This window comes from Leptospira interrogans, assembly GCF_900156205.1.
Classification (GTDB): Bacteria; Spirochaetota; Leptospiria; order Leptospirales; family Leptospiraceae; genus Leptospira; species Leptospira interrogans.
Map to the genome: position 1 here is coordinate 4,220 of NZ_FTNA01000034.1, position 21,704 is coordinate 25,923.

The following is a 21,704-nucleotide window of genomic DNA, read 5'->3' on the forward strand; positions in this document are numbered from 1 at the left end:
TCATACTTTGTCACAAATAGATCTTGGGTTCCACTTAAGGCTTGACCGTCTAAACTTCCGGAAGTCACTCCGGTTGTGTATACATTTCCTAAACTATCGGATGTAATTCCATAAGCAGTTGTGGAAACTCCCGCTACTCCTAAAAGTCTTGTCCATTGTTTGTTTCCGCCAGTATCATACTTTGTCACAAATAGATCTTGGATTCCACTTAAGGCTTGACCGTCTAAATTTCCGGAGGTTCGTCCTGTTAAATATATATTTCCAGAACTATCAAATGCAACTCCGTTTCCCTGAGTAATTTGTCCCGCCACTCCCAAAAGTCTTGTCCATTGTTTATTTCCGCCAGTATCATACTTTGTCACAAATAGATCTTGGATTCCACTTAAGGCTTGACCGTCTAAATTTCCGAGCGTGTATCCACTTACATGCAAGTTATTAAAAATATCACGACTAATTCCGTTGGCTTGAGTTGTTGCTCCTGCCACTCCTAAAAGTCTGGTCCATTGTTTATTTCCACTTCCGTCATACTTTGTCACAAATAGATCTTGGGTTCCACTTAAGGCTTGACCGTCTAAATTTCCGAAAGTCGTTCCGGTTGTGTACACATTTCCTAAATTATCAGACGTAATTCCACGCGCTAAAGTTTGAATTCCCGCCACTCCTAAAAGTCTTGTCCATTGTTTGTTTCCATTTCCATCATACTTTGTCACAAATAGATCTTGGGTTCCACTTTGAACTTGGCCGTCTAAATTTCCGGAAGTCATTCCGGTTGTGTATACATTTCCTAAACTATCGGATGTAATTCCATAAGCAGTTGTGGAAGCTCCCGCTACCCCTAAAAGTCTTGTCCATTGTCTCGTCCCAGAATTGCTAAAGGTTTCACCTGGATTGGAATGATTGACGTTATCTTCATTCAATGATGAGGAGTTGATTAAAAGTGATTGTGGATTGCATGTGTAATCTAAAGAGTAACACTCATACGATAAACAATTGTATGCGGAAAAAAGGATATAAAAAACGGCGAAACCTAAATTCAATTTCATATGAGTATTGATTATTTTTAAACCTTAAAAGATCACTTACTTAAATAAGGGAAGAAGTGGTTTATGAGACAATTTTTTTTTATTATCTACAATAATTTTTCTTTTTTCTGAAAGCTGATTTCTAAAATCGTTTTCATACCAAAAGCCGTTTTGAATTCAAATATATTATGAATGTTATTTTATACATAGATTTTACACGTAAAAGAGCGGTTAACTCAGTAAAACGCTTTCTACCATAACCAACCCAGAAGTTGAAGAGGATTTAGAATCAGAAGGCTCAAAAAGGCACATTCTTCAAGTGTTCCGACAAGAATGATTATTTTTACTACTTGCGCTTTTGCCTCGCATTGATAGAGCCATTGCATTGTGCTTTTGAAACTCGAACACCGCTTAACATACACTTTTCCGTTTCGTTCGAGTTTTGCTTCGCAAACTTTCACTGGCGTCTTCGACATATCCCTCGCTCATTTGACTTTTTGTGTATTAGATTGAAAACACTTGACAATGCACGAAAATCGTGCTTCTAATAAGTTATGAAGAATATTACGTTTAGAGCAGACGACCAATTGCTTGAAAAAGCGAGACTACGTGCGGCCAGTGAACGAAAATCTTTAACTGACGTTTTTAATGAATTTCTTAAGAACTATTCAAATTCTGTTAAAGACGTTTCTGATTATGAAAATCTATTACAAAAACTAGCCTACGTTAAAGTTGGTCGCAAGTTTACTAGAGAAGAGATGAATGAAAGATAAAGTATTCTTGGATACTAATCTGTTTATTTATAATTTTGATACAGAAAATAAAACGAAACATGAGAAATCAAAGGAAATCGTTTTAACGGCTTTAGCAGAAAATAATTATGTAATTAGTTATCAAGTGATTCAAGAATTTTCAAATGTAGCTTTGAAAAAATTTCAGATACCTCTCAAACCAAAAGACTTAGCAATATATTTGAAAAGAGTTATGTTTCCATTATGCAGTGTCTATTATACTAATGAGAATATTTTGAATGCAATTGAAATCAGAAACCGATATAAACTTTCTTTTTACGATTCTGTTCTTATAGGTTCTGCGATAGAAGCGAATTGTAAAACATTGTTAAGTGAAGATTTACAAGATGGACTTCAAATCAAAGGTTTACAAATTACGAATCCTTTTAATAGCACAATAAAAAAGAAAAAGTAGTTTGGCACCTAACTGCGCTTCTCACTCCGTTCTTCGACACATTTGCTTTGTCGCTCAGTTTGCGAGCCGTTCTCTAAGGTTCATTCAAACATCGTGTCAAACCACGTCGCGCATAGGCGCAACGTTTACTAGGCAAAGACAAAAGATCAAGTGTCAGATGAATACTGTTACTGCACACTCTTTCGTTATCTGCAATCGTCGCGGCTCTTCGGGCTCGCGGAACGTTGACAATCACTTAGGTCATTATCTGAAATAATTGCACCTTTGTTATCCGCCGACCTCGTGTTGGCACGGCAACTACCAGACCCAAATATGTAGGAATTTGCCCTCACTCAGATACTGTTTAATCTCTGAGCCATCACCACAGTGAATGATGAGGGCAAAATGACCAGTTATGGGTAGTCAAACATTAAAGACCAATTTTTTACTGCAATTCCAGAATGAGCCGAAAACCAACCATATTTGAGCCATAGCTTGGTACACCAGCGTTCCTATGTGAAATACGACAAGTCTCAGATTCACTAAACCAACTGCATCCGCGGACGATGCGCATTTCGACATTGCGCTTCGAATGGCGATCCACAAAACTGTCTGCCGTCCATTCAGAGACATTTCCGTTCATGTCAAAAAGGCCAAATGAGTTAGGTTTCTTTTGACCAGCTGGATGAATTTTATAATCAGAATTTGAGGAATACCATAAGTAATTTGGATCCATTTCTTCCCCCCAATAATACTTTGTAGTCGAACCAGCTCGGGCTGCATATTCCCATTCCGCTTCATTCGGTAATCGAAAGACCATTGTCGCCTTTCCAAGCTCTTGCATTGCATAATTTAGCTGTTTTAAGAATACCTGGACACTAAACCACGTAACGTTGTTCACTGGGCAAGAACCACCACACTTCTTGAAATCACTCTGATCATAGCGCATCACAAGTTGCCATTGTGTTTGTGTAACTTCATATTTGCCCATGTAGAACGGTTTGACGATCTTCATGGCTTTGGGCGGTTTCTCCCTCTCATCACACTGTAGGTCACCGGCAACGCAGCCCATGACAAATTCTCCAGCGGGAATGAGTACGAAGTTTTCGATTCTGAATTCTCTCTGAAAATCATTCTTGATTTTTTCTTCTTGATTTTTTTCGGAAATGGATAATGGTCTGGAAAAAATTGTGGAGCCTACCGATATCGCGATTAGTAGACAAATTGTTGAGACGTATTTCTTTACCATCTTGAACATGTAAAACATTGCTCCTCACTAATTCACAGTTAATCCCTGAATCACGGCTGTAAATCCTGATGATTCTCCGGGGAACAAAAAGATAAGTTATGAGTGATTAAGCGCAAAATTCGCGCGACCTTCATTAAGACGCCAGCCATCCTTTGCGTCGCCGATTAGAATTCAGGTACGGTACAGCAGATAACTAAAAACTGTGGTGGCGCTTCAGATCGCAGAGGCATTAAGTTTGAATTTAGTAACACCATTGTATATACTAAGTTGTAACAAGTTAAATCATGGTCAAAAAATTAATTCAACACGGCAACAGTTCTGCATTAGAGTTGTTGAAAAATTCCATAGTTCAATTAACAAAATTGCTTTAATCGACCGTTTCCATGAAATAGAAACAGATGGAGAATTAATTTTTCAACTATTCTATTAATTATCGAAAAGCCAATTCTTGAACTTTTACATATTACTTCAGATACTTCCCTGGATATAGTACTGATGGTAAAAATTTAATCATTAGTCCTATTGATAAAAAATTAGAAACAAATCTTGGAAAAATAAATAAAAAACACGGTAAGACGCTTAGGCGACTCTCTGAATGAATTCTGCCTCTTCTGTTAGATATTTATCTTAACGTGAGTTCGTGGAGAATATTTGGGCGAATCGCTCGCAAATTTTATAGCATACAATGGCTCGCGCTTGAACTCAATGTTGCTCCTTGCTGTCGCAACATAATGCTGCAATTCCTTCGGAATTTTTCAAACTCAATGCTGCTCTCTATGGATCGCAGCATAATAATCGCTTTCGCATACCGTCACGTTATCTTACGAAGAGATTCTTTAACATTCATAAAAACCAAATAGAAGAATATGTGTCACTGAACTTAGGAGATAAAAGATTAGATAAACGACTAAAGAAAATAGTAAGTGTGATGACCAAGCGAGGAGGAACGAGTTTGCCAGATAGATTTGGCAATTGGTCAGGTGCATATCGTTTTTTCAAATCCGAAAGTATATTATGATAAAATAATCTCTCCTCATTGTCTTAGCTCCTAATCACTGGTTACTAAAATGTTTACGATTAGTTAATCTTCTATACGAACGTTTCGTTTTAATAAGTTAAATCGCCGAATTTAATTCTTCTTTGAGTTTTTTGGCTTCCTCAAAATCAGGTTTGATCGAAATCGCTCTATGTAAATACTGCAAAGATCTTTCCGGGCGATTCCAAATTTTATAAAGTGTAGCTAGGTTATATAATGAGATATGAGGTGCGTCGTTTAACTCACATCGTAAAGATTTTTTCAACCAATAGACTGCTTCTATTTCCTTACCGGCTCTTAAAAGTATAATTCCGATTTCGTTACACGGATTTCCATAATTTGGATTTACCTCCACAGATCTAAAAAAATGCATTAACCCCTTTTCTGGATTTCCTTTTTGATTTTCCATTAGTCCCAAAAAGAAATAGGCTTCGTGACTTTCTTCGTTTTCTAATGAGAGTTTAAACAAATACTCCGCTCTATCCGAATCACCTTTTTTGTAAAAGTATTTTGCCGCTTCTAAAAAATCCGAAGAAGTATAGTTGTCCAATTCCATTACCCGTTTTATTTTATTTTCGGTTTGGATTGGTTAAGGCTTGATTAAGTTTTTTTTCAATACCGCAGCGACTTGTTCCGCAATCGATTCACCGTCTAATCTATACTTTTGGAAAACTTCCTTCCTTTCTCCGTGATGGATCGGCTCCGGTGGAAATCCAAATGTTTTTATATATTTTGATAAATTCTCCCGTGTCATTCGGTTGAGTAAATATCCAGTTACTCCTGAGTCTATATAACTTTCGTCTAATATCACAAAACACCTAACGTTCACCAATTCTTCGTTAAGCGCTTCTGCACCAAGTGGTCGCAGCCATACCAAATCAATTAGAGTTACACTCAACCCTTCGTTCTCTAATCTTTCAGAAGCTTTTTTAGCTTCGTCAATCATGGAACCGATCGATATGAGTGCTACATCCGTTCCTCTTTTAAATACTCTAAACGTTCCAGGTTGTAACTCCGTCTCTTTATAAAAATCTAAAGTCTTTAAATCCACACTCGATTTTGGAAATCGAATTGCAACCGGCGACTTATCGTATTTTTCCATCCATCGTAACGCATCTATCAAATCCTGTCCATTAGACGGTACAAATACGTCCATATTAGGAAGTCCTAATAAATATCCTAAATCAAAAAGTCCTTGGTGAGTTTCTCCATCCGGCCCCACACATCCAGCTCGATCTATCACAAACCGCACCGGTAGATTCATGAGAGATACGTCTTGTACAAGTTGATCCATCGCCCTTGTCAAAAAAGTAGAATAGATACACATATATGGTATGATGTTTCCATTCGTCATTGCTCCTGCAAATGCTACCGAATGTTGTTCCGCAATTCCCACATCAAATAAATGTTCCGGATATTTTTCTGCGTATTCTTTAAGCCCGCTTCCTTCTATCATCGCAGGAGTGATTGCCGCAATTTTAGGATTTGTTTCCGTTAAAATGGCCAACATCTTTCCTACAATTTTACTATATGCAATTTTAGATGTATCCCCACTATCCATCGCTCCGTCTTCTTTTCGAAACGGTGTTACTCCGTGATACTTAATTGGATCCCTCTCCGCCGGATCGTAACCTTTTCCTTTTTGTGTAATAATATGCAATAAGATTGGACCCTTCATTTTTTTGACTTTTTCAAGCATCTTTACGAGCCGTATCACGTCATGCCCATCTTCAGGCCCTATATACCCAAATCCCAAATCCTCAAATAACCCACCCGGAGTTAATACGTCCTTAAATCCTTTTTCTACTTTTTTAAAAAATCTTTCGGTTGCAGGTCCAATGATCGGTAACCACTTTAAGAAAGTATAAAATACTCTCTTCCAATGATTGTAAAAATGAGATGTAATGATGTTGTTAAGATAATTAGATATAGATCCTACATTTTTGGATATAGACATGTAATTATCATTCAAGATTACGATCATGTCCTTTTTCAAATGCCCCGCGTGATTCATCGCTTCAAGAGCCATTCCCGTAGCAATCGACGCGTCTCCTATGATAGCGACTACATTATAATTTTCTTTTACTAGATCCCGAGCCGCGGCTTCCCCCAGTGCCTGGGATATTGAAGTTCCCGCGTGTCCGGTATTATATAAATCGTATGGAGATTCTTCTCTTTTAGGAAACCCGGAAAGTCCATTGAACTTTCGCACAGTATTGAGTTTGTCCTTTCTTCCCGTAAGTATCTTATGCGGGTAAGTCTGATGCCCTACGTCCCAAACCAATCGATCTTTTGGAGTATCGAATACATAGTGTAAGGCGACCGTGAGTTCTACGACTCCCAGATTACTTGCAAAATGTCCACCAATCCCCGAAAGTGTATCGATGATGTAATTTCTAACCTCCTTACAAATTTGAGGCAGCTTTTCCAGTGGTATATTTCTTAGTTCAGCTGGATAGTTGATTCTATCGAGCAGAGTTAGTTCCTGTTGCATGAAAACTTTCTAATATAATTTTATTCCATCCCTCAGTTCGCCTGCAAAGGTTTTCTCAATAGTTTTAGGTCTTCTTCGTTCACTAAATCCAATAACTCATAGATTCGAACGGGTTGAGTTTTTCCTTTCACTTTAATCAAGTCCAGTTCTCTTGCGATAACTCTGTCCTTTACCTTTTCATAGGTGTATTCTGAGATGATTATATGAGTTCCGTATTCTTTATTGGTTCCTTCTAGCCTGGAGCCAAGATTGATAGTATCTCCCATACATGTATAATCCATTCTATGAGAACTTCCCATATTTCCTACTACCGCAGGCCCTGAATTTAATCCGATTCCTATATCCATTTGTGGAAGATCTAAACTCTTCCACTCTTCTTTTAATGTCGCGAGCCTTCTCATCTGCGCCAACCCAGCCGCACATCCATAATAAGCGTGATCTTCTAACGGCACTGGAGCTCCCCAGAATGCCATGATCGCATCACCCATGTATTTATCAATCGTTCCCTTAAACTCAATAATAATCTCAGTCATCTCGGATAAGTATTGATTCAAAAATTGAACCAACTCTTCCGGCCCCATTTTTTCCGACATGGTAGTAAATCCTCGTATATCAGAAAAGAATATGGTGATGTCTCGTTTAGATCCTCCTAAATTCAAGTTATCCGGATTTTTCAGTAATTCATCTACTACGTCTTTGGATACGAACTTGGAAAATGTACTTCGTATATACTTTACGTTTTCTTCTTCCGTTAATATCCTAAATCCTATTAAACCAATGAATATAAATAACTGCTCTAATATCACAGTCGGATATAAATGCACTAAATTAAATTCGGAAAAATTAATCAATGTTCCAACCGAATATATAAACGCAATCGCCAAGAAAAATAAAAACGCTAACCATGTCTTTAGCCTAGGTTGTACAACCCCGGCCAACATTCCTACAAGGATTATGATTAAAAATTCTCCCCATAACGGTAACTCAAATAGAAAATCCTGATTGAGTATGGTATTGATCGCCGCGGCGTGGTGTTCTATCCCAGACATATCTCCAAATGGTGACAAGTGTGTATCTTTTGCTGCCCCCGCTCCAGTCGCATAATACATAGCCACTAAAAAAATTGTGTTTTGAAACTGAGATGCCGTTTCCTCATTCCATTCCGTCGCCGCTTCAAATATCTCATGCGCTCTAAATGAATAGAGCCCTCCAGGAAAATTGATCTGCATCTGTCCGTCTGCGTCGATCGGTATCACTACCTCCCTCTTTTCATTCGGTCGATTCATAATATCCTTGGTTTCCATCTTCAAGGTTTTTCGATCGAAATGAGTCAGTGTTTTTTGTGGTATATTTTTGATTTTGACATATTTTCCCATTACCACTTCCACATCTCTTTTTACATCGACTCCTAGATAATTACACGCGATGATCAAATCAATGGATGGATAATATTCCGTTTCTCTTAACGGCCCTGCATTCATTAACTTTGCAACCAGCGGCATTCTTCGGTTGAGTCCACTTTCATCTTTTTTAATATTCGCAAATCCTAATCCTGAAGCTTTTTCTGCCACTGGTTCGATCGGTGGTTGCGGGAATTTCAACCAAGTTCGTCCTGCGTCCCCAGGATCTTCTACGTTTTCCAGTTTAAATTTTCTGAGTATTTCAATCCGTTTTTCTAAATTTAATATGGAACTCTTGGATTCTAAACTCGTTTCCATCGGATAATCGAACATTACCTGTGGATTTTTTGCCAAGGCTTGCGCCATTTCCTCGGTTTGCCCCGGCTTATAATCTACGAAAAAAATATCGAACATCAACTGGTTAGATGTATTCTTAAATATATCTATTATATTTGCATAATATTTCCAAGGTAACGGCCATTTCCCTTGTAACTTCTCCAAGGACGTTGTTGTAATTCCTATTATTTGTATGTCCTGTCTCGCTCCTGGCGGAGGATTATATCGCGTGTATTCGATCGTTCCTTCTTCGGATTCTTTTTCGCTCTTATTCACCCCCGCTCTGAGCAATGTAAATCTCCAGGACACGGAAGATTCTTCCAATTCTGCAAGCGGCGTAAACACTTGATAAAGAAAAAACATCACAAGCGATACTACTACGGCTAACCAAATACTGCCCGACTTTTGTTTATCCGATGTATTTACTTCTAAAAATTTATAAATTGGATACGAACTGATCAATAAGAGGGTAAATCCACCTAGCAAGAATTCGGTGTTGAGCGAAAAGTTAGGTAAAAATGCGGTAAATGATATAAATAGAATCCCCGTTATTCCCAACAACAATGACAGTATGTGGAGTGGAGTGATTTTAATTTTTTTTTCGCTCATACGTTCCTCCTATCTGGACCGGAGATCAGTATCCTATTTGTCAGTGTTTCGTCAATATTTTCCAGATTTTGCTGACTTCCAGTTCGCGTTCTGTTTGTTTTTTTTGTCCCTTTTTCGGTTCCGATTTGATTCTTGCAAGAACCGTTTCGGTTATGAAGAATTCTTCTTTAAAATCCGGTTTTGCTCTCTGTTCTATCCGTAAATCTGGTAACCTTTGCTCGTTTTTGATTCCGGAAGATTTGGTTCGGACTTATAGTCTCCATCCTAAAAGACTCAGAAAAATTCTCCATTTTCTTTTATCCAACTGGGATGAAACTTTGATTCGAAAACGCTTTTTGGGAAAGAGGCTGGTCTATGCTAGGTATCAAGAGAAAAATCTTAATCTACAAAAAATGAATTTTCGTCCTTTTGAAGAAGATTGGTGTAAATTAGGAATCCTTGCCTGGGGATTAGGAATATCCCGTTGTCTTTTATTTTCTTTTCTTCTAGAATGGACTGAAAAGGAGGGAATCCCCAGTAAAACAAAATCGAATGGAGTTCCAACTTATTTAGTGATTACAAGAAAATTACTGTTTCCACGGAAGCGTCTACAAAGCCAAATTCAACTCGTAAGGGCACATCCAAGCTAAATCCACCTCAACTAACGACACAGCCAAAAGTCATCTATCTCATCGAAGCACGAATCTCAGAAGCGTAGGCCAGAAGTTTATCCGCACAGTTATTACGATCAGATCCGTTTTCTTCAATGATTCTTTGCACGGCAGAACCGATGATCACTCCATCTGCATAAGTCGAAATAACCTTAGATTGATCTGAAGTGGAAATCCCAAAACCAGCACAAACTGGAAGACCGACAATCTTACGCACCATTCGAATTCTATCTTCCAAACCAGACGCAATCGAACCTCTTTCCCCGGTAACGCCGTAAGAAGTCACGTAATAGATAAAACCGGACGCAAGAGATTTCATCGAACGAATTCTGTCTTCCGTAGTAGCAGGAGTCACAAGATGGATAAAATCGATTCTCTTTCTTTCGAGTTGAGAAAAAAATTCTTCCGCCTCCGGGGTATCAAACGGAAGGTCCGGAATGATCAAACCTTGGATACCAGAATTTTTAGCTCTTTCCGTAAAAGATTCCAAACCCATAGAGAACAAAGGATTAAAATAAGTAAGATATACGAGAGGAATCTGAGGATGAAGTTTATGAATTTCCGAAGTAACTTCTAAAATTTTATCCATGGAAAAAGGATGAGCCAAAGAACGTTTAAAAGCTTTTTGAATCACTGGACCATCGGCAACCGGATCAGTAAAAGGAATTCCCAATTCTAAAATGCCGGCACCACCTCGAATCAAAGCATCCGCCCAAATAACGCAGGAATCATAGTCCGGATCACCCAAAGAAATATAAGGAATAAAAACACTTTGCTCCGAAGAAAAAACGGAAGAAATGGAGTTCAAATAAATTCTCCTTTTCTAAGTCTAGAAACCTCTGCCACGTCCTTGTCACCTCTACCGGAAAGACAAATCAGAATATTCTCTTTTTTGCTCATAGTTCTTGCCAGATCTTTCGCATAACGGAACGCATGCGCAGTTTCCAAAGCGGGAATAATACCTTCAATTCTACAAACTTCAATAAACGCGTCTAACGCTCCCTCGTCGTCTACGTTAACGTATTCAACTCTACCACTTTTGTGAAAGTAAGCGTGTTCCGGACCAACACCAGGATAATCCAATCCAGCAGAAACGGAATGAGCGGGAACGATCTGTCCAAAATCGTCTTGAATCACTAAAGTTTTAGTACCGTGTAAAAAACCGGTTCTACCAAATTGAATGGTAGCAGAATGAGAACCAGGATCGGAAGAATAACCACCGGCTTCTACACCAAAGAGTTTAACTTTTTTATCCTGAATAAAACCGTAAAACATACCGATCGCGTTCGAGCCGCCGCCGACACAAGCAATCACGGCGTTTGGAAGTTTATCGTTTACTTTTTTAAACTGTTTTCTAGATTCAATACCGATCACAGATTGGAAGTCTCTGACAATCGTAGGAAACGGATGTGGACCGATAGAAGAACCCACAATATAATGAGTATTAGAAACATTTAATGCCCAGTCTCTCATCGCTTCGCTAGTCGCGTCTTTGAGAGTAGCGGTACCACTGGAAACACCTACGACTTTAGCGCCCAACATTCTCATCCGGATCGCATTGAGTTCCTGACGTCTTAAGTCTTCTTCACCCATATAAACTACGGTTTCCATCTGGAACATAGCGCCTACGGTTGCAGTTGCAACACCGTGTTGACCGGCGCCGGTTTCCGCAATGATTCTAGTTTTACCCATAGCCTTAGCAATCAAAACCTGACCGATCGTATTATTGATCTTATGCGCTCCAGTATGATTTAAATCTTCGCGTTTGAGCCAGATTTTAGCGCCGCCCCAAACCTTAGAAAGACGTTCCGCATAAGTAAGAGGAGAAGGACGACCGATATAATTTTTACGATAGTATTCTAGTTCTTTTTTAAAGTGTTTGTTTTTCTTGAGCTTTTTATAAGTCGTTTCAAGTTCTACGAGAGCATCGTGAAGAATTTCAGGAGAATAACGACCGCCAAATTCTCCAAAGTAGCCTTGTTGATTTTCCTTTCCCATAACTACCTCAATTCCGTAAAGAGTTCTTGGCGCATAGATTCTACTCTTGCGACCAAATCATCAAAACCGGAAAAAACAAAGGAATCTTCTTGATCCTTCTTACGATTGTAGATCGAAATCTCACCACTTTCGAAGAATTTTTTACCAATGGTAATTCGAATCGGAAAACCAATCAATTCAGAATCCTTGAGTTTAAAACCAGGACCAAGGTCTCGATCGTCCCAAAAAACTTCTATCCCCTCATTTATTAGAACATTATAAAATTCTTCTATTTTAGAATACTGGTCTTCTCCTTTGACAATACTCACCAGGGAGACTTCAAACGGAGCGATGCTGATCGGCCAAAAAATACCTTTTTCATCGTTACACTGTTCAATGACGGTAGCCATCGTACGATTGACTCCGATACCGTAACAACCCGTCGTAAGAGTTTTAGATTTACCATTTTGATCCAAAACCTGGATACCAAAAGCTTTTGTATATTTATCTCCAAGTTTGAAAATATGTCCTACTTCGATCCCTTTTTCCGCTTTTAAGGGGGAACTACAATTGGGACAAAGATCTCCTTCTCTTGCTAATGCGACATCCGCAAATTCGGGAAGACCAGAAATTTCCTTTTCTAAAATAAAACCCTGAGTGTGAAAATCTTCTTTGGACGAACCAACCACATAAGGAAAATCTTTTTGTAAGGAACGATCGTATAACACCTTAATTTTATCGTTAGGCGCAATCGGAGAAATAAACCCAGGAATCAAACCGAGCTCACGAATTTCCAAGTCTGTCATCGGCTCCGAATCCGCAATCTTCAAGAGAGAATGAAGTTTATGAAGATTGAGTTCCAAATCTCCTCGAAGAAAAACGAGAATCTTTTTTTTCTCCGATTTAAGAGCAACCGCCTTGATCGTCTCTGATTCAGAAACGCCTAACAGAGTACTAACTTCCGAAATCGTCTTCTTACCAGGAGTGGAAATTTCTTTCTTTTCGGAAAATTTCGCGGAACCATTTTCTTTTTTTAATATAAGAGGGGTTTTTTCGCTGTTGGAACTATAACCACAAGAATTACATAAAAGTAATGTTTCTTCTCCAATTGGAGAAACTACCATAAACTCTTCCGACGCAGAACCTCCCATACTACCGGAATCTGCTTGAACCGGAATGGTTTTCAGCCCACAACGATCGAAAATTTTTCTGTAAGCGACTCTCATCGCTTGATACGTATCATCTAAAGAAGAGTCATCGATATGAAAAGAATATGCATCTTTCATAATAAACTCTCTAGAACGAATCACTCCAAAACGAGGACGGATCTCGTCTCTAAATTTAGTTTGGATCTGATATACGTTCACCGGAAGATCCTTATAAGATTTCAAAAGAGGCTTTAATAAAAAACTAAACGATTCTTCGTGTGTGGGGCCAAGAGCATAAGAAAGATCGTGTCTATCTTGGATACGAAACATTTCTTTTCCCATCGCAGACCATCTGCCACTTTGTTCCCAAAAATCAGAAGGAGTTAAAATCGGAAGATCAAATTCCAAAGCCCCGGTAGAATTCATTTCTTCACGAACGATCTGTTCTATTTTTTTCAGAACCTTAAGACCTAAAGGAAGATAAAAATAAAGACCAGCGGAAGACTTACGAACCAAACCGGCGCGAATCATCAAACGATGGGAGGCGACAACCGCGTCCGCAGGATTTTCTTTTTCTGTGGGAAGAATGTATTTCGATGCTTTCATGCGTTTTAGAAAATTCGCATTACATCGTTGAAGGTGACGTAGAGCCCAAGTCCGAGTAGGAATAAAAATCCGATTCTAAAAATAGACTCGATCACTTTGCCGGGAAGGGGTCTTCCTGTAATCGCTTCATACGCATACAATACGATATGTCCACCGTCCGCCATCGGAATGGGAAGTAAATTCATAATCATCAAAGCGATTGAGATCCTAGCGACAAACTCTAAATACGTTTCCCAACCAATTTCTAAACTGATTCCAGCATACGAAACGATTCCCACCGGACCAGACAAACTGTCTTTAACGGAAAGAATTCCAGAGAACAACATTCCAATTCCTTTAAGAGTGGTCTCAACGTTTTCATAAACATCCTTACCAGCAACCGCAAAGGACTCTAAAAAACCCAGATCTCTCTGCATAGGTTCCGGATTGAACTTCATATTCGGCCTAAACCCAAGAAGTCCGATCGGACGAACCTTAGGTTCGGCTTCTAACTTAAGATTTCCCATATCGATCGTAACGATATTTCCGTTCTTCGTTTTAACATACGCGAGAAGTTCCTCGAAACTCGGAAAGGTCTGCCCGTCCACGGCAAGGTTCAAAAGTTTTTGACCAAGCTCCGGATCATAACTAGCAAACTGATAGGATTCCAAATTTAACTCAGGATATTTACGATCTCGAATATTCTTAAATTCTAATATATTGGCACCTAAAACAGGAACTTCCACAGAGACCATTTCCGTAGACCAAGGATTGACCAATGGATAGGTTTTACGATCGACTACTATGTTTACCTTTCGATTTTGATATTCTCCCAAAATTTTTTGAAGTTCTCCAACGGTAGAAATCGTTTTCCCGTTCACCGTTTGGATCACGTCTCCGTCATTCAAATAACTCAGGGCTCGGGAACGCAGAAGATTTTCTTTTTCTTCTTTCTCTTTTTCCAAAAGAACCTCGGCGGGAATATCCCTACCTTCCACCGCTTTTTTCAGACGTTCTTGGTAATAGTTTTCGGCTTCGTGAGATTTATCTAAACGAGAAGACAGCCAGTGTTGAAACTGTTCTGGATAACTAAAGGTGGCGACCACTCTTCTTTCTCCAAAAGGTTCCACTCCTATGGTAGGAATTCCGGAAGAACGTTTCGGGTTATAGATAATTCTAGGAGTTACGTTCCATTCCATCGGTTTTCCTTCTCTTTCTCCTAAAATTTTAAGAGAATTACCGGAAGACAAACCAACGTTAGTCACTATGTCCTCGAACTTTTCGGTTTTGTTTCCGTCTATAGAAAGGATTCTATCCCCCGTTCGAAGTCCAGATTGATACGCCGCTGAAAATTCCTGATCGGCTGGATCGATAAAAACTCTGTTTCCGGGAGGATTGTGACCTAGAAAATTCAAAATCAATAATATTCCAAAACCAAGAAATAGATTAAAAAGAGGACCGCCCAAAACGGGGATCATTCTTTTGAGAGGAGGTGTAGAAAGAAGTTCGCCGGGTTCCCCTTTTACGTCCCCGCCGTAGTCATCTCCTTTAAATAGAACATATCCTCCGACAGGAATTGCGGTGATCTGGTAAGTGGTTTCACCAACTTTTTTTTTCCAAATTCCCCTTCCGTAACCAATCGAAAAAATTCTAGCCTTAACGCCTACGAGCATTCCACAAAGAAGATGACCTAACTCGTGTATAAAAATAGAAATCGCCAACATAAAAACAGCGCCTAATACCATGATCAACATGCGGATACTACCTTCCTTGCTTTCAGATTTCGGACGGTTTCGCGGGCAATCCGATCCGCTTCCTCGTATTCTTCTAGAGACAACGGGAACTCAATTTTAATTTCGTCTAACGTTTTCCGAATGTAATCGGGAATTTCTATAAAACGGATTTCATCTTTTAAAAACAATTCTACAGCGGCTTCATTAGCCGCGTTAAAAATACAAGGTGCCGTTCCTCCTACCTTACCCGCCTCAAACGCAAGACCTAAACCAGGATAACGTTTGAAATCAGGTTCTCGGAACTCTAATTTTCCCCAATCCTTAGCAGGATAAGACCGTAAAACTTTAGGAACCGGTTCCGGATGAAAGAGAGAATGTGCAATCGGGAAAATCATATCCGGATAAGAAGCGTATAAAAAAGAAGCCCCGTCCTTTAATTCTACGATTCCGTGAGCGATACTCTGAGGATGAATCACAACCCCAATTTTATCATACGGAACATTGAACAAAAAATGAGCTTCGATCACTTCAAGTCCTTTATTAATCATACCATTAGAATCGATCGTAATCTTAGGCCCCATGTTCCAAGTAGGATGATGTAATGCTTGTTCTTTTGTAACGGAGGAGAGTTGTTCTACGGGTAAATCCCGAAAAGCACCTCCAGACGCGGTAAGAATAATTTTTTCCACAGAGTTAGGGTTTAAAGATTCTAAAAGTTGAAAGAGTGCATTGTGTTCTGAATCCACCGGGACTACTTTTGTATTGTGTTTTGCGATCAGAGATTGAATCAGAGGACCTGATGTGACTAACGTTTCTTTATTAGCAATTCCTAATCTTTTTCCCGCTGTGATCGCCGCAATCGTAGGACGTAAACCAACAGAACCCACAATAGCAGTGATTACGATCTCCACCTCGGGTTCGCGTACTAGTTCGCAAAGCGAGGATTCACCGTAGAGAATTTGTGTTCTACCCAATTTATTTCCAAGAACTCCGACATCCGCAAAATCGGAACTCACACAGATAAAATCGGGAGAAAATTCTTTTTGGATCTCTTTTGCTTTTTCAAGATTAGAATGAACGCTGAAAGAATGAAGTCTAAATTTTTCCGGATAAGCGCGAAGCACCTTTAGAGTAGATTCTCCAACGGAACCGGAAGCGCCTAAAAGACAGACGGAGGTTGTCATATCCAATTAGACTCCAAGATTCCCCTTGATCTGAAGATAGTAATACAAGACGGGGATGGTAATCAAAAGAGCATCCGCAAGATCTAAAATTCCACCGTGCCCCGGAATCAAAGAACCGGAGTCTTTGATCTTTGCATCCCGTTTCATTGCGGATTCTAAAAGATCTCCAATCACACTGACAAAAGATAAAATCGCGGAAATCAAAAAAACTTCCAATCCTCTGACGGCTGCGAGAGTTCCAGTAGAATATTCCCAAATTATGTTGAAGATAAAAACGGAACCGATCGCCGTGAAAATTCCAGTCACGTAACCTTCCCAGGTTTTTTTAGGAGAAATGGCAAGACCAGCCGGATGTCTTCCGAACCATCTCCCACCAAAATAAGCGCCGGCGTCCGTCAGAAAAGTGACCACCGAAACAAAAACAATATAATAGATTCCCTGAGCCATTCCGAGCAAAAGTAAAAAGTGACCCAACGGAACCGCAACGTAGAACACACCTAAAAAAGTGGATGAAACAGAAAAGATAGCACCGTCTAACGGGCGTTTGGTTATTTGCAAAGTAAACGTAACGATAAACAGTAAAAGAAACGCAACGGGAACCGGATTAAAAGGAGGAATAAAATATTTTATATTTTGCAGAAAGAACAAAGGCGCTTCAAATTGATTTTGAGAACCCAAAAATCGAAAGTAATAAAACGAAATGACTAACAACATAAAGAAAACGCCGGTTCCTCTAAACGGTCTTCCGTCCTCACCTCGATCAGAAAGATTATAAAATTCTTTGATACCAATAGCCCCGCCTAAAAGAAGAATCAAATAGGTTTGCAGATAATAAAAACCAGGATAGAATATCATAAAAAGATAAAATAGTATGAGCACAGCCGCGGAAGCGAGTCTCTTAGAAGTTTCACCCATTCGTAAGTCCTCCGAATTTTCGGGTTCTGGTTTCGTACCACTTTAGGGAATCCACCAGAGAATTTTTATCGAACTCGGGCCAGAGAGTATCCGTAAAATACAACTCCGCATACGCGGATTGCCAAAGTAGAAAATTGGAAAGTCTTTGTTCCCCGGCGGTTCTGATCAGTAAATCTACGGGAGGAAGGATGGACGTATATAAAAATTTTTCGAACTCTTTTTCTTTCAAAGGCTTTTCTAAAGCAACTTTAGAACGTTTTCTTTCTAAAAAAAGCTCTTGTGCCGCCCTGAGAAGTTCATCTCTGGAACCGTAGTTCAAACAGAAGTTTACAGTAAGATTTTTGTTTTTTTGAGTCTTATCTACCGCAAAGTCTATCTTGTCTAAAACTCCTCGGGTAAGTTTTTTTCGGCTTCCGGAATGAAGAATTCGAATTCCTCTTTTGTGAATCGTATCTAATCGAGTTTCTATAAATTCAATTAAAAGGCTAAAGATAGAACGGATTTCGGTGACAGGGCGTTTCCAATTCTCGGTAGAAAAAGCATAAAGGGAAATATTTTTTAAACCTAGTTCCAGACTCGCATCCATAAGTCTATCTATGGCCTGGGCACCTTCTCTATGGCCTTCCGATCTGGATTTACCTCGGGATGTTGCCCAACGACCGTTACCATCCATAATAACGGCAATATGTTTCGGGAGATTGGACTCGAACAAGCCCACGTTAGATCGTAGTGATTTCCTTTTCCTTCTCTGCGGTAAGAGCGGAAATTTTATCGATATAGGAATCTGTGATTTTTTGAATCTGATCTTGAACCGATTTGATCTCGTCTTGAGACATCCCTTCGGTATGTTTTTTAAGATCTTCCATCGCGTCTCTACGGATGTTCCGGATGGCGACCTTTTTTTCCTCGGATTTAGACTTTACAACTTTTGCAAGTTCCTTTCGCCTTTCCCCTGTTAGTTCCGGAATTACGATTCGAATCACTACCCCGTCATTGGTAGGTTGAAGACCTAAACCGGAAGTTTGGATCGCCTTTTCGATGTCTTTCATAATTCCCTTATCATAAGGAGAAATGACCAGCATTCTAGGTTCCGGAACGGAAATATTTCCAAGCTGATTGATCGGAGTTTGATTCCCGTAATAATCCACTCGAATATCTTCTACAAGAGAGGGATTAGCGCGTCCAGTACGAATGGTTCCGAAATCCTTTTTTACAAGATCGATGGTTTTATCCATCTTAGTTTTCATTCCAGAAATGATTGCATCACTTGCCATCGATTTGAATGTCCTCCGAATTAGAGATCAATGTGCCGATGTTTTTACCGGTAACCAGGTCTTTGAGATTTCCACGTTTGAAGATGTCGAACACTATAATCGACATATTATTTTCCATACACAAACTTAGGGCGGTAGAATCCATAACCTTAAGCCTACGATTGATAGATTCCATAAAAGAAATCTGAGAATAACGTTTGGCACCATTGTCTTTTTTAGGATCCGCGGTATAAACCCCGTCCACTTTGGTAGCTTTGAGAATCACATCACAACCCACTTCTACGGCTCTGAGACTTGCAGTTGTATCCGTGGTAAAATAAGGATTACCCGTTCCACCGGCAAAAATCACGATTCTTCTTTTTTCGAGATGTCTAACGGCCCGACGACGGATATAACTTTCTGCAATAGAATTGATTTCGATCGCGGATTGAACCCTTGTATAAAGGCCTTTTTTTTCGCAAGCGTCTTGGAGGGCCAAAGCGTTTTGAATCGTGGCGAGCATTCCCATATAATCCGCGGTGGCGCGGTCGATTCCCGCCTTGGCAAGGTTTGTGCCTCGGATGATGTTACCACCGCCAACGACAAGAGCGATCTCCACTCCTAAATCGTGAACTTCTTTGATTTCTTCCGCGAGAGAGTGGGCCTTATTTGTATCGATCCCAAATTCACCCTCTCCAGCGAGAGCCTCGCCGGAAAGCTTAATTAGAATTCTATTATACTTCGCTTCCGTAGCCAAAACTTAGAGTCCACCCACCTGAAAGCGGATAAAACGGGCGATAGTAATGTTCTCGCCAAATTTCGCGATCGCTTCCTTTACTAAGTCGTCTATGGTTTTAGAATCGTCTTTAAAAAATGCCTGGTTTACAAGACAAACTTCCGAAATGTATTTTTTGATTTTTCCAGGAAGGATCTTTTCAATCTGATCGGCTTTTTTACCTTCCGCTTCCAATTGAGATCTCATGATCGTTTTTTCTTTTTCCAGATCCGCAGCAGGAATGGATTCTTCGTTGAGATACAAAGGATTCATCGCCGCGATCTGCATACAGATTTCTTTACCGAGGGCTTCAAAGTCTTCGTTTTTAGAAACGAAATCTGTTTCGGAATTCAATTCTACAAGAACTCCGATCTTTCCGTTTCCGTGGATATAAGAAACCACTCTACCTTCTTTGGTTTCTCTTCCCGCTTTTTTAGCCGCCTTTGCGATCCCTTTTTCACGAAGCCAAGTGATCGCTTTTTCAATATCTGCGTTGTTTTCTTCAAGAGCCTTTTTACAGTCCATCATTCCTGCACTGGTTCTTTCTCTAAGTTCTCTGATTAAGTCCGTAGTCACTGCTGCCATGAATGAAATCCTTATTCGTTTTGATCCACTTCGACCGTAGTGGTAGTAGAAGGTTCGATCGTAGCAGAAGGTTCTTCCGCAGTTTTAGTTTTTTTAGAATCCGGGTCTTCGTCCATGATGAACTTGCCGCTTTCATCATATTCACCTTGGTATTCCAGAGCCAGAGCTTCGGAATCCAAGTCTTCGCTGAATCTAGGTTGTTCTACAACACCACCGGTTCCTTCAATCACCGCATTGGACATAGTTTCCAGAAAAAGAGAAATGGCTCGGATCGCGTCATCGTTTCCTGGAATCGGATAATCAATCAACTCAGGATCACAGTTCGTATCAACAACCGCGAAAATTTTAAGACCCAGTTTTCTGGCTTCTTTAACAGCGATTTCTTCTTTTTTAGGATCGATTACAAACATGATTTCGGGAATGGTAGCCATATCCTTGATCCCGCCGAGAGTCTTGCGAAGTTTTTCTAACTCTCTTCTTAAAGTCAGAACTTCTTTTTTAGTTTTAACTTCTTTTTCAAAACTGTTATCCGCTTCCATTCCTTCGAGTTTTTTAAGACGCGCGATACTTCTCTTTACCGTATTCCAGTTGGTCAAAAGACCGCCCGGCCAGCGATTATTGATAAAGAACATATTAGAGCGGATCGCTTCTCTTTCGATCGCGCCTCTCGCTTGTTTTTTAGTTCCTACAAAAAGAACTTTCTTACCTTCGGAAGTTAATTTTTTAAGAGCGTCGTATGCCTCTTTGGCTTTTTGAACGGTCTTTTGAAGGTCTATGATATGGATTCCGTTTCTGGCCGTAAAAACATACGGAGCCATTTTAGGATTCCATTTACGAGTCTGGTGTCCGAAGTGTACTCCGGTTTCCAGAAGATTTTTCATTGAGATCACTGACATGATTTACCCCTTTTTTAGTACAAAATACAACGTCGCTACGAGTCCTATCAGACTAGCAGGGGTAAATTGTATTTCGACTTTGATTACGTAGAGTTCAAATTTGATTGCTTCTCGGAGCAGGTAGGAAGAGAAAAAAGGAACGCCTGTTAGGCGATCGAGAATAACTCCCGTCACGGCCCCGGCGAAAAAACCGAGGAGAAGAATGAGGGCTATCTTGCCAATCTCAGCCCTATCCTTAGGCTTTTTCGGGTTAGCAGGTACCACTTTTTACGGGTGAAAGCGCGGGTCAATCTTTATTGGGCTGAATCATTTCACAGTTCCCATCAAAGATCACTCCATCTGCAATTTGTAATTTGGATGTTTTGATATTTCCATTTACTTTCCCAGTCGAAAGCATTTCTAACTTTTCAGTAGCGATTACGTTTCCGGTAATTTCACCACCTACGATTACGGTACCTGCTTTGATATTAGCACGTATCTTTGCGCCTTCACTGATGAGTAAAAATCCTTCGGATTCAATTTCACCTTGGAACTCACCTGAAATTTCAAGAGGTCTTTGAAAGTTTAAAATTCCGGAAAAGGAAGTTTCTCTTCCGAGAACCGTGGAGATGGCGCCGTATTCTGTAATGGGGCGAGAAGTTCTAGTTGCAGTTTTTTTAGACATGGATTCTC

At 39.8% G+C, this 21,704-nt stretch carries 21 protein-coding genes and 1 pseudogene; 4 read left to right on the top strand and 18 right to left on the bottom strand.

The genetic code is table 11. The annotated features are described in order from the left end of the window. The coding region (locus BW942_RS18390; protein WP_170870531.1) for an SBBP repeat-containing protein at window positions 1-1,043 on the bottom strand (1,043 nt) is incomplete at its 3' end. A gap of 533 nt (window positions 1,044-1,576) precedes the next feature. Here BW942_RS18390 and BW942_RS18400 point away from each other — a divergent pair. Beyond that, complete coding sequence (locus tag BW942_RS18400) at window positions 1,577-1,795, top strand: hypothetical protein (protein WP_000790422.1); 219 nt, start codon at window positions 1,577-1,579, stop codon at window positions 1,793-1,795. Beyond that, the gene (locus BW942_RS18405) at window positions 1,785-2,228 is read left to right on the top strand and encodes a PIN domain-containing protein (RefSeq protein ID WP_000653663.1); all 444 of its coding nucleotides are present in this window, start codon (window positions 1,785-1,787) and stop codon (window positions 2,226-2,228) included. Before BW942_RS18400 ends, BW942_RS18405 begins: the two co-directional genes overlap by 11 nt. A 424-nt stretch (window positions 2,229-2,652) precedes the next feature. On the opposite strand, the gene BW942_RS18410 is transcribed toward BW942_RS18405, so the two are convergent. Continuing rightward, window positions 2,653-3,465: a formylglycine-generating enzyme family protein gene (locus BW942_RS18410; protein ID WP_000475672.1), complete on the bottom strand. Its 813-nt coding sequence runs from the start codon at window positions 3,463-3,465 to the stop codon at window positions 2,653-2,655. A 796-nt stretch (window positions 3,466-4,261) separates the two neighbouring features. On the opposite strand from BW942_RS18410, the pseudogene BW942_RS18420 reads away from it, so the two are divergent. Beyond that, window positions 4,262-4,493 (top strand): annotated as a pseudogene (locus tag BW942_RS18420) (IS4/Tn5 family transposase DNA-binding protein); the annotation flags it as partial. A 78-nt stretch (window positions 4,494-4,571) separates the two neighbouring features. Here BW942_RS18420 and BW942_RS18425 read toward each other — a convergent pair. From BW942_RS18425 to BW942_RS18435, 3 genes are read right to left on the bottom strand one after another with little or no spacing between them, the layout of a single operon-like run. Further along, window positions 4,572-5,048 carry a tetratricopeptide repeat protein gene (locus BW942_RS18425; protein WP_000418044.1) on the bottom strand — a complete coding sequence of 159 codons (477 nt, stop codon included), beginning with the start codon at window positions 5,046-5,048 and terminating at the stop codon, window positions 4,572-4,574. 33 nt (window positions 5,049-5,081) lie between these two features. After that, a complete protein-coding gene (gene dxs, locus BW942_RS18430; RefSeq protein WP_001183723.1) occupies window positions 5,082-6,986 on the bottom strand; it encodes a 1-deoxy-D-xylulose-5-phosphate synthase in 1,905 nt (634 codons plus the stop codon). A 32-nt stretch (window positions 6,987-7,018) separates the two neighbouring features. After that, on the bottom strand, window positions 7,019-9,331 hold the full coding sequence (locus BW942_RS18435) for a CHASE2 domain-containing protein (RefSeq protein ID WP_001291001.1): 2,313 nt from the start codon (window positions 9,329-9,331) through the stop codon (window positions 7,019-7,021). A gap of 68 nt (window positions 9,332-9,399) precedes the next feature. On the opposite strand from BW942_RS18435, the gene BW942_RS18440 reads away from it, so the two are divergent. Next, window positions 9,400-9,960, top strand: coding sequence for a DUF1564 family protein (locus BW942_RS18440; RefSeq protein ID WP_000958191.1), 561 nt, complete (start codon window positions 9,400-9,402; stop codon window positions 9,958-9,960). A gap of 34 nt (window positions 9,961-9,994) precedes the next feature. On the opposite strand, the gene trpA is transcribed toward BW942_RS18440, so the two are convergent. The 13 genes from trpA to BW942_RS18505 are packed head-to-tail and all read right to left on the bottom strand — an operon-like array spanning window position 9,995 to window position 21,696. Then, entirely contained in the window at window positions 9,995-10,789 is a 795-nt protein-coding gene (gene trpA / locus BW942_RS18445) for a tryptophan synthase subunit alpha (protein ID WP_001084828.1), read from the bottom strand. Next, window positions 10,786-11,979 carry a tryptophan synthase subunit beta gene (gene trpB / locus BW942_RS18450; RefSeq protein WP_000514163.1) on the bottom strand — a complete coding sequence of 398 codons (1,194 nt, stop codon included), beginning with the start codon at window positions 11,977-11,979 and terminating at the stop codon, window positions 10,786-10,788. The genes trpA and trpB overlap by 4 nt, the downstream gene beginning before the upstream one ends. Window positions 11,980-11,981: 2 nt before the next feature. Beyond that, entirely contained in the window at window positions 11,982-13,712 is a 1,731-nt protein-coding gene (locus tag BW942_RS18455; protein WP_000647839.1) for a proline--tRNA ligase, read from the bottom strand. 5 nt (window positions 13,713-13,717) lie between these two features. Then, window positions 13,718-15,445 carry a site-2 protease family protein gene (locus BW942_RS18460; RefSeq protein ID WP_000906630.1) on the bottom strand — a complete coding sequence of 576 codons (1,728 nt, stop codon included), beginning with the start codon at window positions 15,443-15,445 and terminating at the stop codon, window positions 13,718-13,720. Then, window positions 15,439-16,608, bottom strand: coding sequence for a 1-deoxy-D-xylulose-5-phosphate reductoisomerase (gene dxr / locus BW942_RS18465; protein WP_000213814.1), 1,170 nt, complete (start codon window positions 16,606-16,608; stop codon window positions 15,439-15,441). The genes BW942_RS18460 and dxr overlap by 7 nt, the downstream gene beginning before the upstream one ends. Window positions 16,609-16,614: 6 nt before the next feature. After that, entirely contained in the window at window positions 16,615-17,523 is a 909-nt protein-coding gene (locus BW942_RS18470; protein ID WP_000504838.1) for a phosphatidate cytidylyltransferase, read from the bottom strand. Further along, window positions 17,516-18,196 (bottom strand): isoprenyl transferase, encoded by a 681-nt coding sequence (locus tag BW942_RS18475; protein WP_001970675.1) that lies wholly within the window; start codon window positions 18,194-18,196, stop codon window positions 17,516-17,518. Before BW942_RS18475 ends, BW942_RS18470 begins: the two co-directional genes overlap by 8 nt. Window positions 18,197-18,242: 46 nt before the next feature. After that, window positions 18,243-18,797 (bottom strand): ribosome recycling factor, encoded by a 555-nt coding sequence (gene frr, locus BW942_RS18480; RefSeq protein ID WP_000135448.1) that lies wholly within the window; start codon window positions 18,795-18,797, stop codon window positions 18,243-18,245. Beyond that, complete coding sequence (gene pyrH, locus BW942_RS18485; protein ID WP_000179852.1) at window positions 18,787-19,533, bottom strand: UMP kinase; 747 nt, start codon at window positions 19,531-19,533, stop codon at window positions 18,787-18,789. Before pyrH ends, frr begins: the two co-directional genes overlap by 11 nt. Before the next feature lie 3 nt (window positions 19,534-19,536). Further along, the gene (tsf, locus tag BW942_RS18490) at window positions 19,537-20,136 is read right to left on the bottom strand and encodes a translation elongation factor Ts (protein WP_000741905.1); all 600 of its coding nucleotides are present in this window, start codon (window positions 20,134-20,136) and stop codon (window positions 19,537-19,539) included. 11 nt (window positions 20,137-20,147) lie between these two features. Further along, window positions 20,148-21,032, bottom strand: a complete 885-nt coding sequence (gene rpsB, locus BW942_RS18495) for a 30S ribosomal protein S2 (RefSeq protein WP_000111480.1) — start codon at window positions 21,030-21,032, stop codon at window positions 20,148-20,150. A 3-nt stretch (window positions 21,033-21,035) separates the two neighbouring features. Continuing rightward, the gene (locus BW942_RS18500) at window positions 21,036-21,296 is read right to left on the bottom strand and encodes a hypothetical protein (RefSeq protein WP_000248821.1); all 261 of its coding nucleotides are present in this window, start codon (window positions 21,294-21,296) and stop codon (window positions 21,036-21,038) included. Between the two features lie 22 nt (window positions 21,297-21,318). Continuing rightward, window positions 21,319-21,696 carry a bactofilin family protein gene (locus BW942_RS18505; protein WP_000039429.1) on the bottom strand — a complete coding sequence of 126 codons (378 nt, stop codon included), beginning with the start codon at window positions 21,694-21,696 and terminating at the stop codon, window positions 21,319-21,321. Between the last annotated feature and the right edge of the window lie 8 nt (window positions 21,697-21,704).